Annotated in this window: 16 protein-coding genes and 1 tRNA gene; 1 reads left to right on the forward strand and 16 read right to left on the reverse strand. The window is 33.8% G+C overall.

Translation table 11 applies throughout. The features are described 5' to 3' along the window. The 6 genes from lepB to ABFR62_02550 form a co-directional block, all read right to left on the reverse strand. Positions 1 to 1557, reverse strand: a 1557-nt coding sequence (gene lepB, locus ABFR62_02525; protein ID MEN8137285.1) for a signal peptidase I, incomplete at its 3' end; no start/stop codon positions are given. A 92-nt stretch (positions 1558 to 1649) separates the two neighbouring features. Continuing rightward, positions 1650 to 2348, reverse strand: coding sequence for a 4-hydroxy-tetrahydrodipicolinate reductase (gene dapB / locus ABFR62_02530; GenBank protein MEN8137286.1), 699 nt, complete (start codon positions 2346 to 2348; stop codon positions 1650 to 1652). Positions 2349 to 2361: 13 nt separating this feature from the next. Beyond that, positions 2362 to 2982 carry a DUF5683 domain-containing protein gene (locus ABFR62_02535; protein ID MEN8137287.1) on the reverse strand — a complete coding sequence of 207 codons (621 nt, stop codon included), beginning with the start codon at positions 2980 to 2982 and terminating at the stop codon, positions 2362 to 2364. 6 nt (positions 2983 to 2988) lie between these two features. Beyond that, the gene (locus ABFR62_02540) at positions 2989 to 3888 is read right to left on the reverse strand and encodes a ParB/RepB/Spo0J family partition protein (GenBank protein MEN8137288.1); all 900 of its coding nucleotides are present in this window, start codon (positions 3886 to 3888) and stop codon (positions 2989 to 2991) included. Positions 3889 to 3893: 5 nt separating this feature from the next. Further along, positions 3894 to 4673 carry an AAA family ATPase gene (locus ABFR62_02545; protein ID MEN8137289.1) on the reverse strand — a complete coding sequence of 260 codons (780 nt, stop codon included), beginning with the start codon at positions 4671 to 4673 and terminating at the stop codon, positions 3894 to 3896. Positions 4674 to 5008: 335 nt separating this feature from the next. Beyond that, positions 5009 to 7414, reverse strand: coding sequence for an outer membrane beta-barrel family protein (locus ABFR62_02550; GenBank protein MEN8137290.1), 2406 nt, complete (start codon positions 7412 to 7414; stop codon positions 5009 to 5011). A gap of 306 nt (positions 7415 to 7720) precedes the next feature. On the opposite strand from ABFR62_02550, the gene ABFR62_02555 reads away from it, so the two are divergent. Further along, positions 7721 to 8035, forward strand: a complete 315-nt coding sequence (locus tag ABFR62_02555) for a thioredoxin family protein (protein MEN8137291.1) — start codon at positions 7721 to 7723, stop codon at positions 8033 to 8035. 233 nt (positions 8036 to 8268) lie between these two features. On the opposite strand, the gene ABFR62_02560 is transcribed toward ABFR62_02555, so the two are convergent. The 10 genes from ABFR62_02560 to ABFR62_02605 all read right to left on the reverse strand — a co-directional run bounded on the left by ABFR62_02560 (position 8269) and on the right by ABFR62_02605 (position 15128). Continuing rightward, positions 8269 to 9267 (reverse strand): alpha/beta hydrolase, encoded by a 999-nt coding sequence (locus tag ABFR62_02560; protein ID MEN8137292.1) that lies wholly within the window; start codon positions 9265 to 9267, stop codon positions 8269 to 8271. A gap of 27 nt (positions 9268 to 9294) precedes the next feature. After that, positions 9295 to 10023, reverse strand: coding sequence for a hypothetical protein (locus tag ABFR62_02565; GenBank protein ID MEN8137293.1), 729 nt, complete (start codon positions 10021 to 10023; stop codon positions 9295 to 9297). Positions 10024 to 10115: 92 nt separating this feature from the next. Further along, the gene (locus ABFR62_02570) at positions 10116 to 10592 is read right to left on the reverse strand and encodes a GNAT family N-acetyltransferase (protein ID MEN8137294.1); all 477 of its coding nucleotides are present in this window, start codon (positions 10590 to 10592) and stop codon (positions 10116 to 10118) included. A 41-nt stretch (positions 10593 to 10633) separates the two neighbouring features. Then, the gene (locus ABFR62_02575; protein ID MEN8137295.1) at positions 10634 to 10708 is read right to left on the reverse strand and encodes a hypothetical protein; all 75 of its coding nucleotides are present in this window, start codon (positions 10706 to 10708) and stop codon (positions 10634 to 10636) included. Positions 10709 to 10923: 215 nt separating this feature from the next. Further along, positions 10924 to 12360 carry a sodium:solute symporter gene (locus tag ABFR62_02580; GenBank protein ID MEN8137296.1) on the reverse strand — a complete coding sequence of 479 codons (1437 nt, stop codon included), beginning with the start codon at positions 12358 to 12360 and terminating at the stop codon, positions 10924 to 10926. 34 nt (positions 12361 to 12394) lie between these two features. Next, a complete protein-coding gene (locus ABFR62_02585; protein MEN8137297.1) occupies positions 12395 to 13042 on the reverse strand; it encodes a DUF4159 domain-containing protein in 648 nt (215 codons plus the stop codon). Then, the gene (locus ABFR62_02590; protein MEN8137298.1) at positions 13035 to 13742 is read right to left on the reverse strand and encodes a 16S rRNA (uracil(1498)-N(3))-methyltransferase; all 708 of its coding nucleotides are present in this window, start codon (positions 13740 to 13742) and stop codon (positions 13035 to 13037) included. Before ABFR62_02590 ends, ABFR62_02585 begins: the two co-directional genes overlap by 8 nt. A 35-nt stretch (positions 13743 to 13777) precedes the next feature. Continuing rightward, complete coding sequence (gene smpB, locus ABFR62_02595) at positions 13778 to 14230, reverse strand: SsrA-binding protein SmpB (protein MEN8137299.1); 453 nt, start codon at positions 14228 to 14230, stop codon at positions 13778 to 13780. 37 nt (positions 14231 to 14267) lie between these two features. Beyond that, a complete protein-coding gene (locus ABFR62_02600) occupies positions 14268 to 14789 on the reverse strand; it encodes an NUDIX hydrolase (GenBank protein MEN8137300.1) in 522 nt (173 codons plus the stop codon). Positions 14790 to 15052: 263 nt separating this feature from the next. Further along, positions 15053 to 15128: transfer RNA gene (locus ABFR62_02605), tRNA-His, on the reverse strand. Positions 15129 to 15166: the final 38 nt, after the last annotated feature.

Here is a 15166-nt window from a genome sequence, read left to right on the forward strand (position 1 = left end):
TGAAAGCAATATTAGAATCGCTACTATTATTTTACGGTCTTTTTTATTCCCCTGATCAGAAATTCCGGTCATTATTCTGTCCCAACGGAACTTACTTAGGCCTTTTCCATGTTGATTTAAACTCATCCAGATAAATGTTGGTTTACCCACAACATGATCTTCGGGTACAAATCCCCAGAATCTTGAATCTAATGAGTTGTAGCGGTTATCGCCCATCATCCAGTAGTAATCTTGTTTGAAAGTATATGAATTACTTTCTACACCGTTGATTAAGAATTTACCGTCTTTTTCTTCAAGAGTGTTATTCTCATAAACAGTAATCAGTCTGCGGTAAAATTCAATATTGTCATTATTTAGGGGAGTAGTAACACCCGCTTCAGGAATGTATATAGTTCCATAGTTATCTACATTCCAATTTTTGTTTGATGGGAAAATACCTGAACTTTTTCTAGTAGATGGTTTAATATATTGTTTAACAGATTCTACAGCTTTCCATGAACTTAGTTGGCTAACCTTTTCTTCGGTTAGGTTAATGGCATATACACGGTTTAAATCGTCCTTGTTTTTAGCACTTGTAAATTTTTGCCAATTAGGAAAGTTTATGTTAAAGTATTGGTAATAGTCCCCTGCAGGTATTATTCCATCGGTAATGTCAAGCTTTCTTGTCAGGATATTGTCAGAATATGTGTCTCCCGAGACAAATAAAGATTTACCAGGCTTTATGGTTACTATATATGAAAATTGAGCTTTAGCTCCCTCAGGTAATTTTTGTTCTTTCCCATTTACGAATACAACACCATTTTCTATTTTTAGCGAATCTCCGGCTATTGCAACACAACGTTTAATATAATTTGTCTTTTTGTCAACCGGAGCATCAACCATCGGGTAGTTAAAGACTACAATATCATTGTTTTTTATTGATGAGAATTTCGGAAGTCTGAAATATGGTAATTCAGGCCCTTTAATATATGCTGGTAATCCTAAAACGGGAATTGAATCATGTAGTAGAGGCAGAGTAAATTGTGTCATAGGAACTCTTGTTCCGTAACTCATTTTACTTACAAAAAGGAAGTCACCAACCATCATTGATTTTTCCATTGATGAAGTTGGAATAGTATAGGCTTCAAAAGAAAAAGTTCTGATTATTGTTGCTGCAACTATTGCAAATACAATTGCGCTTACCCAGTCGCCTGTGTCAGTTTTTGATTCATGCGATCTGCTTTCTATAAATTTGGGGTCTTCAACATAGTTTAAGTAGAATAGGTAAAAGCCAAGAGTGAAAGTAACCAGAAGGCTATCAGTAGTTTTGTTTTTACCAAAGCTCCTTATCAGTTCTATCCATGATACAATTATCATAATATTATTCACAATTGGAATAAAGAAAAGAAATATCCACCACCATGGGCGATTTATGATCTTTAAAAGTATGTGAATATTGTAAAATGGAATAATAGCAGAAATAGGTGAAAATCCTGCTTTTTTATATAGTTTCCAGGTTCCTGCAAAGTGAATTACATTTAGAACAAGAAAAGTAATTATCCAATAAGTTAAACTCATGATCTGTTTTTTGTTTTTTTTAAGGTTCGTTTATTTACTAACGATTGAATATTGATTTTGTTACTTCATTAAATAATAAAGTGTCACTCTTTTTATAAACCAAGAACATCTTTCATACTGAATACCCCTTCTTTGTCAACAAGCCATTCGGCAGCAACTACCGCACCCAAAGCAAAGCCTTTTCTGTTGTGGGCAGTATGTTTTATTTCTATGTCATCAATTTCCGAATTGTACGTTACGGTATGAGTTCCGGGAATGTTTTCAATACGTTTAGCAGTGATAGCTATCTCATTTTCTCCTGAATTATCAAGTTTCCAGCCTGTGAAGTCAGAATTTTCGATGATTCCTTCTGCCAGTGTAATTGCGGTTCCGCTTGGGGCATCAAGTTTTTTTGTATGGTGAATTTCTTCCATCTCAACCGAATAGTTATGGGGAGAGATCATCTTAGCCAGTTTTTTATTTAGCTCGAAGAATATATTTACTCCTAAACTGAAGTTAGAGGCATAAATAAAAGCACCTTTTTTTTCATTACAATAATCAACTATATCATCATAGTTGTGAAGCCATCCGGTAGTACCTGAAATTATAGGAATATTATTTTTGATTGCTTTTTTTATATTGTTAAATGCCGATTCAGGAACACTAAAATCAATTGCAACATCTGCTATGCTGATTTCTTCATCGCTAAATCCTTTGATTTCTGCTTTTAATACTATCTCGTGTCCCCGGCTAAGAGCAATTTTTTCAATTTCCTGCCCCATTCTGCCGTACCCCAGTAAGGCTATTTTCATTGTATGTAATTTTTTAAAGATCAAGGCTTAATCTTAAACCATAAGCATGTGGATCCTTGAAGTTTGTATTTTGAAATATGCTAGGTTCTACTCTAAGTGAAAGGTCATTGCTTATGTTAAAATTTATTAGGTGGGCATCGACGTAAGCATCGAGAATATTAAATGCGTAGATTCCTATCATAATTAAAATAGATAAATCTCTTTGGTTTCTGTAATGATCCATCCAGGCTATAAGCTGACTTTCCTGTGGTAATATGTTTTTATAGTCATCATCGCCGCCACTAAGTCTAATTCTATATGCTTCCAGGAATACATTATAATTTTCCTGATTCCAGTTAATGGCATATATTCCTCCTGCAAAAGCTGCAAAAACTAAAGGTACCTTCCAGTATTTTTCGTTATATATTTGTCCTAATCCCGGAAATACAGCAGAATACAGGGCAGCAGTAGACGGTACTTTTTGTAAAGTGTTTTCCTGAACCGAAACTCCATCAACATCAATAACCTTTACCGGTGCATTTTTTGTTAAATAGTTAATATTTGTTTTTGTGCTGTCGTTTTGAGCCAATAAATTGATTTGAAGTATGAATATAAATACTCCAATTATTGGAATGGATTTGATTGAAATCTTCAAACTGCGTTATTCAATTATTTTTTTGATTCTCTCAAAGTCTGCCTCAGAGTGGAAGTTTATTATTAACTTTCCTTTTCCGTTTTTAGAAACTTTAATATCCACCTTGTTACCAAAATGTTCCGAAAGATCTTTTGATGCATTTACATACGATTCAGCAAGAATAGATTTTTCTTTCTTTTCATTTTTTACAGGTAACTCACCGTTTTTATAACTTTTAACTAACTCTTCTACCTGACGAACAGAAAGACCGTCTTTTAAGATTAATTCATAGAATTCCAGCTGTACTTCTGTGTCTTCAATATTAATTAAAGCTCGTCCGTGTCCCATGCTGAGCATCCCGTCTCTCATCCCTGTTTGGATTATAGGGTCAAGTTTTAATAATCTTAAGTAGTTGGTAATTGTAGATCTCTTTTTTCCAACTCGTTCACTCATTTTCTCCTGAGTGAGTTCACATTCTTCAATAAGTCTCTGGTACGACAGGGCAACTTCAATAGCATCTAAATCCTGTCTCTGAATATTTTCGACCAATGCCATTTCGAGCATTTCCTGATCGTTTGCAATTCTTATAAAAGCAGGTACCTGAGTTAGTCCGGCTAATTTTGAGGCTCTAAAACGACGCTCACCTGAAACCAGTTGGTATTTGTTAAATCCAATTTTGCGAACAGTGATGGGTTGAATAACACCCAGTTCTTTAATCGAATCAGATAATTCTTTTAAAGCTTCTTCGTTGAAATAAGTTCTTGGCTGAAATGGGTTAACTTCAATGGAAGTAATTTCTATTTCTGCTATATTGCCAATTACTTTATCTGCATTTTTATCTTGTGCTGTGCTAACATCTGTTTTTGGATCTTTCAGTAAAGCTGAAAGGCCTCTGCCCATTGCCTGTTTTTTAGTTGCTTTTGCCATCTATATTAATTTATAACCTCCAAACTGTTTTTCTCAACAACTTCGTGTGCTAAGTTAAGATAATTTATGGCACCCTTGCTGGCAGCATCATATTTAATTATGCTTTCGCCATAACTTGGAGCCTCACTTAAACGAACATTTCTCTGGATGATTGTTTCAAAAACCATAGCTTCAAAATGAGCTTTTACTTCTTCAACAACCTGATTAGATAACCTTAATCTAGCATCGTACATAGTTAGTAAAAGTCCTTCTATGTCCAAGTCAGGGTTGTGTATGTTTTGAACGCTTTTTACTGTATTTAACAGTTTTCCCAATCCTTCAAGAGCAAAATATTCACATTGTATCGGAATAATTACAGAGTCGGCAGCAGTTAATGCATTCAATGTTATAAGTCCCAGTGAAGGTGCACAATCGATAATTATAAAATCGTAATCGTTTTTTACTTCCTCGAGAGCTACTTTTAACATTGACTCCCTGTTTGGCTTATCAACCAGTTCTATTTCGGTAGCCACCAAATCTAAATGAGCAGGCATAACATCCACATTTGGAGAGTCCGTTTCTAAAATAGCATCGCTGGCAGCTGCAGCGTGTTCCAGACATTGATATGTTCCTAATTCTATACTTTCTACATCCAGACCAAGAGCAGAGGTAGCGTTGGCCTGAGGGTCAGCATCAATTAATAGAATCTTTTTTTCCAGTACGCCTAAAGATGCAGCTAAATTAACTGAAGTGGTTGTTTTACCAACACCACCTTTTTGGTTGGCAATTGCAATTATTTTTCCCATTTACGTCGAATAATTTGAATAAGATTGTTGTCGAAAAAATATATCATAACCTCAATAAATTATTAGAGGAGTAATATGCTGACTAACGTTCTTAAAATGTGCGTAAAAATATAAATATTATTTAGCATTTATAACTCTTCAGCGATAGAATTATTAACATAAGAATATACTTTGTTAAAAGTACGAGAATACTTATCCGATATTTAATTGTTTTTAGTGGTTTAAGTGGATATTATCAAAAAAAAATAATAGTTTAACATTTTAACAGTGTTTATAACTTTTTAGATTAAGGGATCTCTAAAAACACCTTCGCATCAAAATTTTCAGAGGTCTCCTTAAAAACCAACTTCTCCCTCTTGTTCTCCGTTTTCTGAAGATTTTCTTTTTCTCGAAGATTTTTTCTTTGGAGCTTTTCCGAAGTTATAGGTAAATGTAATGTAAGCAACTCTGGATTCCCATTTTCGGTTCCCAATTTCTTCAAATCCCTGTCCGCTTGTATTGTATGTGAAGCTGTAGGAGTTGAAAACATCGCTAAGTCTAAAACCTAAAGTGGCTTTTTTGTTGAATAAGCTTTTTCTAACACCCAGTTCCATTCCATACATTGGGTCTATATATCCCTGTGGAATAATTCTTTTCCCTCTGTATCTTCCTGAAGCCTGTAAACTCAGTGTCGGTGTTATTTTAAAGGTGTTATTTAGTCTGGTGAACCAGTTAATTCCATTATTGCTGAAGTTAGGGTCATTTGTTTCAAGGTTGGTATAATACATGTTGAAACTACCGTTTATACTCCACCACGGGAATAGTTTTGACATTATTGAAGCCTCAAACCCCATTTCCTGTGCAGTTGCAATGTTGGAGTAAGTAGCAGTAGAAACCCCGTATTCGTCAACTAGTTTTATTCTGTTTATCTTGTCGCTTGTATGTCTGTAGAATACAGCAGTATTGAAAGATCCTCCTCTCCAGTATCTGTTGAAAGATAATTCTATTGAGTTTGTGAATTCCGGATTTAAGTAAGGGTTCCCCATCCAGATGTTTAAGGTGTCGGAATATCTTTTTGCCGGATTTAACTGGCGTGTTGATGGTCGTGAAACCCTTTTACTGTAACTAAGTCCTAATTCGTTTTGATCGCCAAGGCTTCTGGTTAGAAATGCGCTTGGGTAAAAGTTTGGGTAATTATTTTCATATGCATCTTCACCTTCCAGACGAGACTCTGTAAAAGCCTGTTCTACCCGCATTCCTGCCTGTAAAGCCCATTTATTCCATTTTTTACCATAATTTGTATATGCGGAATATATCTGCTCTTTAAAAAAGTAGTGGTCGGATCTTGAATCTATAGGATCATTATTCTCTTCATTAAAATATTTGTAATCAGAATCTATATTTCTAATATGTCCCTTTACACCGAATTCTAATTTGTATTTATCTGTATCTTTTACAAAGTCGGCCTGTAGAGTTGTTAAGTCGTCATCACCAATTGTAAGGTCTCTTTCGTCAATACTGTTCATTGATTCAAATAAACTGTTAGCATCCCTTTTAGAGTCAGTTCTGTATGCGTTTATTTCCAGATACGAACCTTTGCTGTAGTCATGTTTAAAGGTTAGATCATGACTTAGTGAATTGAAGCTTGCAACGCTTTCTGTGTAGCGTTCCTCCATTGGGTTTTCGTAAACAATATCCTGGAAGGAATTTCTGTCCGATTTTCTGATATTAGCGGTATAGCTAAGTGTGTTTTTATTGTTAAAAGAGTAGTCGATACCTGTTTTCAAAGTATTACTTTGTCTCTGTCGCTTATTATCACTTGTTTGTTCCAAAAGTTTCTCATTACCGTCGTATGATGTAATTCTGGAAAAGTCGCCTGAAGTTTCTCTTTCGTGGCTTCGGTACCCGTAATTGGCAAAAATATTCCATTTTCCTACATTGTAGTTTAGGTTTAAAGACCCATTGTACTTGTTGAATCCTGAAAATTCGTTTGCTGTACCTATTCCTCCTGTAGCACTTCCGTTAAAGCCTAATTTTTTATTTTTCTTAAGTATTATATTTAAAATCCCTGATATTCCGTCAGGATCATATTTTGCTGATGGATTTGTAATTATTTCCACCCTGTCTATGTTTTCTGCAGGGATTGTGGCTAAAAGTTCTTCGGAAGAAAGGTTTGTTGGTCTGCCGTCAACAAGGATTCTCACATTTTCATTCCCTCTAAGTGAAACATTTCCTTCTATATCAACATCTACAGAGGGTAAGCTACTCATTATATCCGTTGCTGAAGCTCCTGCAGTCAATAGATCTTTACCAATATTAACTACTTTTTTATCGATCTTATTTTCTACATAAGTCCGTTCTGATGTTACGGTAACATTTTCCAGAACATCAACATCAGGTTGTAGAGCTAATTTTCCTAAATCTATGTTGTTGTTTTTACGGTTTACATGAATTTCTTTGGAAGTATAGGCTTCATAACCAATAAAATCAATTTTTAGAATATATTTTCCGGGCTTTATATTGTCGAAATTAAAAAATCCACTATTATCGGTTAAATTTCCTGCTACAATTTCATTAGTTTTCTTGCTCTGTAATGATACTGAGGCAAATTCTACATTATTTCCTGTTTCATTATCGATGACAGTTCCCTTAATAGTCCCGCTTTTTGGGGGATTATTTATAGGGTCATTATCAGATTCGGCTGCAAACGAATTTGTAAGAGTGAAAAGTAAAAATACAATTGAAAATAGTATTCGGTTCATGAGTCATTATTTTGATGCAAAAATAGGAAAAACAGGAATAGAGATGCTATATATTAATACATCTCCCGGTTTTTTAACTAAGCTTAACACTTCTGTTAAGAAAACTATAAAATACTGTAATCCGGATTATTATATAGTTTAAGTGTTTAATGTGTTGTTTGTCAGTTCTTTAGTGTTTTAAAAGGTGTTAGATGTACATTTGTATTGTCTATTTTAGGAAACAAGCTTTATAAGTATCAAAAGTTACTCAAAGTAGATGTTTGCTTTATAATTTTGCATTTTAAATTTTGAAAATAATTACATAATATGTTACATAAGCTAGAATTAGAAAAAGATTACAATGAATTTCTTGAGGCTAACGAATTTGTAGGTGTTTATTACAGTTCTCACAAATGTGGGGTTTGTAATACAATGAAGCCACAGGTAGCAGGGGTATTTAACAGTAATAGTGTAAAGCTTGCTGAGATAGTAGTTAATGAGCATAGAGAATTAGCTGCTCAACAATTGATAATGACTTCTCCAACAGTTGTTTTTTATGAAAATGGAAAAGAATTATTCAGAGAAAGCGGTTTTGTTGATTTGCAAAAAATAAACAGGAATTTGGGGATGATTACAGCTTAAGGCAGTTTTATTCTTAGTTATATTTATGGCGGTTGCTCTTGTTCAGGGTAACCGTTTTTTTTATTCATTTTGTAAATGCATCTACCCAATCCTGTACCGCAAAAGGCATAAAATATATACGCTCCTGATTATGGAATTTGTATTTTATGCTCATGTTATAGTCTTTTTCTATTAATAAATATAATATCGTTCTCTGTTTTGGCACGGATTACAAATCCGCGTTAGCGAGGGGTTCATTGGGAGATACTGATACTGTTATTTAATAAATGATTATGCCTGATTACAAATGATACAATCCAATTTTGAATATCGTTTTTTTGGACATCGGTAGCACCTATAAAACCGTGATTTACATTTTCCAGTATCCGTAATTCATGTTCAATGTTGAGGCTGTCAAGTTTTCTTTTTAGTGTTTTACTTTGATCTAACGGTACTACCTGATCTGCATTACCGTGAATCATAAGAACCGGAGCTTCACCTTTATCAAGATAGCATAGAGGTGAAAATTTATCGGAAAATTCTTTTGCTCTCGATGAATCCTTTTTTGGGTCAAATCCGAAAATAAGTTTAGCAACATCCAGCTTATCGTGTAGTATTGGAGGAAGCTTTTCTAAATAAGCATTAATAGTGTCTGAAGTAGCTGAATTATACAGATCGTTGAGCTCACTTGGCCCGTATACATCTATGATAAAGTCAAAATTATTATTCTCGTAATTGAGGCCAAAATCTGAAGGCGATGTAAATGCCATCATCATGGCGATATGTCCGCCTGCTGATTCACCCATTATACCTATATGATTCATTTGAATATTAAGACTATCTGAATGTTGTTTCACCCACTCAAGAGCATCGTAACCGTCAATAATACAATCGGGAAAAGGGGAATGTTCATCTTCTGCAAGTGTATATTCCGGACTGATGATAGTATAGCCGGTATTTCTGAGTTTGTTAAATGCTACATTGAATCGGTTGTTATTAACTGTTTCTTTACGCCCGGTGATCCATGCTCCACCGTGAAGAAACAATAGTACCGGAGATTTTTCAAATACCGTTTGCGTAGGGAAATAAATGTCTAAAGTCCTGTCCTTTTTAAATTCAATGTTATATGCAATTTTTCCATGAATTATAGGAGCATCGTTTGAATAAATAAAATATGTTAAAGCAAGTATTGGTAAGAATACTATCAGTAGTATTTTTAATATCCATCTTGTTCTTATTCTTTTTCCGACCATTGTTTTTTACTAAATACTTTTTATTAATTAAGGACTAACACGTCTATAATTTTTTGTGTTTGATTTGGCAGTTTTGTTATTATTAACAGTTTTAATTTTAGTTGTATCAGGGTCATCACTCAGATATATGTGATCCTTTTCCGTAGAGTTTATTACAAGAACTTTTTCGTAATGACCCGGTAAGTCAATCTGATCAGCATCTTTCCATTCACCTTTGCCTAAAACAGCAATTTTTTCACCTTTCTCTAAGATACCTTCTTTATACCGAATGGCTTTATTAAGTCCAAGAAATCCTTCACTTTCATATCCGTGTTTATTTAAATACTTCTCAAGAATTGCATTAGCATCGTTTAAGAAGCCTGAAGAATACTCTTTATCCTGAATAATATAACTTTTTAATTTACTGTCATTGATAAAAGCACACTTTTCACCATCCCGTATTACAAATTTATTTGATATCTCTTCCTCAATTATTGTTTTCCAGTATGAATTTTTACCGGATGAAACTTTTTGTTCTATATGAACATAGTAATATGAGCACTCCCGATTAGATAGGGGAGCAATGAGAGGCTGATCAACAAATTCAATATTGCCTGTAAATTTTGCTGTCTCCCCATTTTTAAAATCAGATATTTTTTTTTGAACAGCATTTTTTAATCTTCTCTTTATTCTGGCTTTTTTACTAAAGAAAAATTTTAATAAAAAAATTACAAGAAATATTATAGCTATAAATATGAAAAAATTAGAATCATTCATCATTTATTAATTGATTTGAAGAGTTACTGATAGATACACTGATTGTTATTAATTAAGACTAATACTATATTTTAGATAGTCATTTATTTAATTTATTGTTTCCAGTTTATTTTAATAGCAGTTATAAGCTTGGATTCGGATTTTATGTCGTATAAAATTTGAAAACCGGTCTTTTCGTAAAAACCGATAGGTGATTTATATTTTTCGCCGTTTATTTTTTCTAAATCGTTTGATGTAATCACCCAACCGTTTAATGTCTCATTTGAGGCTTTTCCCAGTTCCATTAATTTTACTCCATATCCTTTTCCTTGAATATCGGAATCAATAATCATTGCATACCATCTTTCTTTATCTCTAAAGAAGTCGAAAAACCATCCCTTAATTTCTTTTTCATCGTTTTCTAAAATAATATGGTGTTGGTCTGATAAATTAGAAAGATAACTTTCAAGACTTTCAATTGATTCTTGATTTATCACTATTGGATACTCTTTATTCCATAATTCTCTAATTTGAATTATTTGAGCTTTTGTTAATGAATTTGTTTTATGAATTTTCAGTCGTGTTGCCAAAGTTCTATTATGTTTCTTTATAATTACTTTAAGATAATTTTCTAATATATATATGATAGACTTCTCCCTTTTCCTTTTGCGTAAGTTCTTACTTTTTCTATTAGGCTATGTTCTATTGTTAAGGTTAATTTTGTTCATGATACGTGTTAAATTGATCATGAAAGTACGTGGTTAGACCTGCTTGCCACTAATTCCGCTGTATATACAACAAACATAATCTTATTCCGTAAATTAACAGAATAAGATTATGCTTAAATATTTATTATCTTTCAATAAAACAGTATCGTTTTATTTTTTACTTTGTATGAGTCCACCTGTGGATGGAGTAGAGTTATTTTTTCTTTCTAAAAAGTAAAAGTCCGATGAAGGTAATCATCCCGTTAAAGATCAATAATTCAAATCCAAAATTATAACCAAACCATTCATAAGAATTATCTTTAACTATATAACTTATTATTGGTGCTGCTATGGCTACATAAGGGATAAATTTGTCGTTGACCTTAATTTTTGTAAATAATCCAAAAGTGTAAATTCCCAGTAAAGGTCCGTAGGTATAACCGGCAAAAATGAAGAGTTCTTTAATTACGCTTTCTTCAATTACATAACCGAAAAGTATTATCACTGCCATTAGAATTAGTGACATTGAAATGTGAACTGCTTTTCTTGTTTTCACTGCTTTTTTCGCTTCCATTTTTTCTACTTCCAAAATATCTACACTAAAAGATGTAGTTAGCGATGTTAAGGCGCTGTCGGCGCTTGAGTAAGCAGCAGCAATTAATCCCAAAACAAAGAAAGTAGCTGCAACAGGTCCGAGGTTTGTTTGTGTCGCAATTACGGGGAACAGGTCATCGCCGTGTGCATCTATACCGTTTATATTTGCGTATTCAATTAACAGTACTCCAACCGCCAGGAAAAAGAAATTTACAAAAACCAGTGATATACTCATCCAAAACATGTTTTTCTGAGAGTCCTTAACCGTTTTTACACTGAGGTTTTTTTGCATCATGTCCTGGTCCAGTCCGGTCATGACAATTGCAATAAAGGCTCCGGATAAAAATTGTTTCCAGAAATAATCGGGCGAAGATGTGTCCTCGAAAAAGAAGGTTTTGGAATAGCCATTTTCGAATATATGATCAAAGAAGTCGGTATATGGAATTTCCATTTTATCCATGATTAGCATAATAACAACAAATACAGCTGCTAACATGAAAAAGGTTTGGAGTGTGTCGGTCCAAATAATTGTTTTTATTCCCGATTTAAATGTGTAAAGTAATATTAGTACTATGGTTAATGCTACAGTTACAAAGAATGGTACGCCTATATGATCGAAAATTAAAAGTTGTAAAACATTTGCTACCAAAAACAATCGGAAAGCCGCTCCGATAACTTTTGAAATTAAAAATAGCCATGCTCCTGTTTTATACGATTTTTTACCAAAACGATCGCCCAGATATTCATATATCGAAATTAAATTCATTCGGTAATATAGCGGCAGCAATACCAAAATGATTACCATGTATCCGAAGAAATATCCGATTACCATTTGTAGATAACTGAATTGTGATGCTTCTACCCATCCCGGAACAGAAATAAAGGTGACACCTGAAAGTGATGCCCCAATCATTCCAAAAGCAACCACATACCATGGTGATTGTTTGTTGCCTGTAAAAAAGGCATCGTTGTTTTCTTTTCTACTTGTTAAGTACGAAATTCCTATAAGTACAGCAAAATATGATACTATTAGTAAAGAAATATTTAATGGATTCATTAGGTGTTAATTAGGTGAGTTTTTAATTAGTTTATTAATTTGTGAATGCATATTCAATTATATTACAGCCCATTTTTAGAGCTTGAAGTCGTAGTTCTTGAGGGTCGTTATGTACATTTTTGTCTTCCCATCCGTCTCCCAAATCACTTTCGTAGGTATATAACAGGACTATTCTGTTTTTAAGAGTAATAGCAAAAGCCTGTGGAGGCTTATTATCATGTTCGTGAATTTTTGGCAGCCCGTTTGGAAAGTTAAATGGCTGTCTGAATATCTGGTGGGAGGCAGGTAGCTCTCTTAATTTTGTATTTGAAAATATCTTTTTGATTTCTTCAACAATATACCTGTTCATTCCGTAATTGTCATCTATGTGGATAAACCCACCGTTAGACAGATATTTTCTGAGTCTTTCAATTTGAATGTCATTAAAAGTTACATTTCCGTGACCGGTCATATGAATAAAAGGATAGTTGAAGATGTTATCGCTGTTAATATCAACTATGTCATACGGTTTGCTAATATTGGTTTTAATATTCTCATTGGCAAATTCGATTAAATTGCTGAGAGAACTCGGATTGGCATACCAGTCGCCCCCTCCGTCGTATTTGAGTTTAGCAATTTTAACCTGCGAAAATGAGTTTGCAGATAAAACTAATAGAGAAAATATTAACAATAATCTATTCATTTGCAAAAGCGATTGAATGAACGGCAACCAAAGCAGCCGTTTCGGTTCTCAGTCTGAAATTTCCAAGTGTTACCGGTGTAAAACCTTTTGAAATTGCAATATCAACTTCTTCAGGGCTAAAATCTCCTTCCGGACCAATCAGAATCAAATATTTTCTACCCGGTTTTATTTCGTTTTTAAGTGATTTTCGGTCATCATCTACTAAGTGAGCAATATATTTGTCGGAATTAAATTCATTTTTTAAGAAATCCCTTAGCTTTATGCTATTGTTTATTTTAGGAATATATGCTTTTAGAGACTGTTTAACTGCCGATAAAATTACTTTGTTAAAGCGTTCAATTTTCACAACTTTTCTTTCGGAACGATCTCCGATAATTGGCGTAATTTCGTCAATTCCAATTTCGGTAGCTTTTTCTAAAAACCATTCGTATCTGTCGTTATTTTTTGTTGGGGCTACTGCTATATGGACGTAATAATCGCGTTTTTCATGATTAGATTTAACTTCCAGAATTTTAACCTCACAAGCTTTTTGATTTGCATTTGAAATTTCGGCAGTTAGTAAATTGCCATTGCCATCTGTGAGGTGGATAGTTTCACCTTCTTTAAGTCTGAGAACCCGGACAATATGTTTGCTTTCTTCTTTGTTGAGAATAACAATTTCGCTGTTTATGTCTATGTCGGGAGTGAAAAAAAGTTGCATATTCAATCTGGTCTGACTCTGTTGTTTGATGAAAATTAAAAAGATTTTTTTGCTCTGTCCATGCTTCGTTTAGCATCCTGCGCTTTTAAATCCTGACGCTTGTCATGCATTTTTTTACCTTTTGCTAAGGCTATATTTAATTTTGCATGTCCGTTCTCATTAATAAAAAGCTTTGTTGGGATAATAGATAAACCTTTGTCCTTTATTTTGTTTTGAAGTCTTTTTAATTCTCTTTTGTTTAATAGTAATTTTCTATCTCTTTTAGGAGCATGATTGTAGATGTTTCCATGTGAATATTCATCAACATTCATATTTATAACATAAAGCTCATCTTCTTTAAACTGACAAAAGCTTTCGGCAATACGAGCTTTACCTTCTCTGATAGATTTTATTTCTGTTCCTTTTAAGACTAAACCTGCAGTGAATCGTTCTAAAAATTCATATTCAAATTTAGCTTTTTTGTTAAGGATGTTTACTGATTTTTGCATGAGGCAAATGTAATGTTTATTTGGAATATCTTATATGTTATTCACTGGCGAAGTATATGTTTTGTGAAGAAGACTCTGCATCGATATAAGATTTAAGTGCAAAGTTATTTGAAGTAAATGCCAAATCGTTCCAGGGGATGTTATCTAAGTCGAAAAATTCTATTTCTGTACTTTCAACTGTGGTATTGTTTTTATCGCTTTCAAGTTTGGCCAAATAAAAAATGTAGAGATGATTTGAATTTGCCTGAAACATAGTGTGAAGAATCAGCTCAGAAATTTCTGCTCCCGTTTCTTCTATTGTTTCTCTTCGGGCACCATGTTCAATACTCTCATTTACTTCCAAAAAACCGGCTGGGAGATTCCATTTTCCAATTTGAGGTTCAATTCCTCTTTTTGCAAGAAGAATTTTGTTGTTGAAAACAGGAATTGTACCAACAACAATCCTCGGATTTTCATAGAATACAGAGTTACAATTTGAACACACATTTCTCAGGCGGTGATCGTCTTGTGGTATTTCGTGTTTTATGTCGTTGCTTCCGCACTTACTGCAATATTTCATTTTAATTTGTCAGTTTAGTTTTTAGGCTATAAATATAGGGTAAATTAAAGTTCAAACCGACGGCCGAAGGGTTCAAGGCCTGCAACGCTTTGCGTGGTTCAAGGGAGTATTTAGTGTTTTTGTATGGATTGTACTCGAGACTGAAGTATAGTATGTTCTGAGGAGGCGCATAGTTGTGGTTCTTTACAACTTTATCAGTTCGGGGACCAAAGGGAGCACCGGAAACAAAAAAAGCCAGCAAATTATTTGCTGGCTTTTTATAAGGGTGAAAGACCGGTCTCGAACCGGCGACCTCCGGAACCACAATCCGGCGCTCTAACCAACTGAGCTACAATCACCATTTTTATGATTCTGAATTAATGTCAGAATCTGGGTCA

It is taken from the genome of Bacteroidota bacterium, from assembly GCA_039714315.1.
Classification (GTDB): Bacteria; Bacteroidota; Bacteroidia; order Flavobacteriales; family JADGDT01; genus JADGDT01.

Coding starts and splice junctions, on each gene's coding strand:
- dapB (MEN8137286.1), bottom strand. CDS start 2,348: ATGAAAATAGCCTTACTGGGGTACGGCAGAATGGGGCAGGAAATTGAA.
- ABFR62_02540 (MEN8137288.1), bottom strand. CDS start 3,888: ATGGCAAAAGCAACTAAAAAACAGGCAATGGGCAGAGGCCTTTCAGCT.
- ABFR62_02545 (MEN8137289.1), bottom strand. CDS start 4,673: ATGGGAAAAATAATTGCAATTGCCAACCAAAAAGGTGGTGTTGGTAAA.
- ABFR62_02550 (MEN8137290.1), bottom strand. CDS start 7,414: ATGAACCGAATACTATTTTCAATTGTATTTTTACTTTTCACTCTTACA.
- ABFR62_02555 (MEN8137291.1), top strand. CDS start 7,721: ATGTTACATAAGCTAGAATTAGAAAAAGATTACAATGAATTTCTTGAG.
- ABFR62_02560 (MEN8137292.1), bottom strand. CDS start 9,267: ATGGTCGGAAAAAGAATAAGAACAAGATGGATATTAAAAATACTACTG.
- ABFR62_02565 (MEN8137293.1), bottom strand. CDS start 10,023: ATGAATGATTCTAATTTTTTCATATTTATAGCTATAATATTTCTTGTA.
- ABFR62_02580 (MEN8137296.1), bottom strand. CDS start 12,360: ATGAATCCATTAAATATTTCTTTACTAATAGTATCATATTTTGCTGTA.
- ABFR62_02585 (MEN8137297.1), bottom strand. CDS start 13,042: ATGAATAGATTATTGTTAATATTTTCTCTATTAGTTTTATCTGCAAAC.
- ABFR62_02590 (MEN8137298.1), bottom strand. CDS start 13,742: ATGCAACTTTTTTTCACTCCCGACATAGACATAAACAGCGAAATTGTT.
- smpB (MEN8137299.1), bottom strand. CDS start 14,230: ATGCAAAAATCAGTAAACATCCTTAACAAAAAAGCTAAATTTGAATAT.
- ABFR62_02600 (MEN8137300.1), bottom strand. CDS start 14,789: ATGAAATATTGCAGTAAGTGCGGAAGCAACGACATAAAACACGAAATA.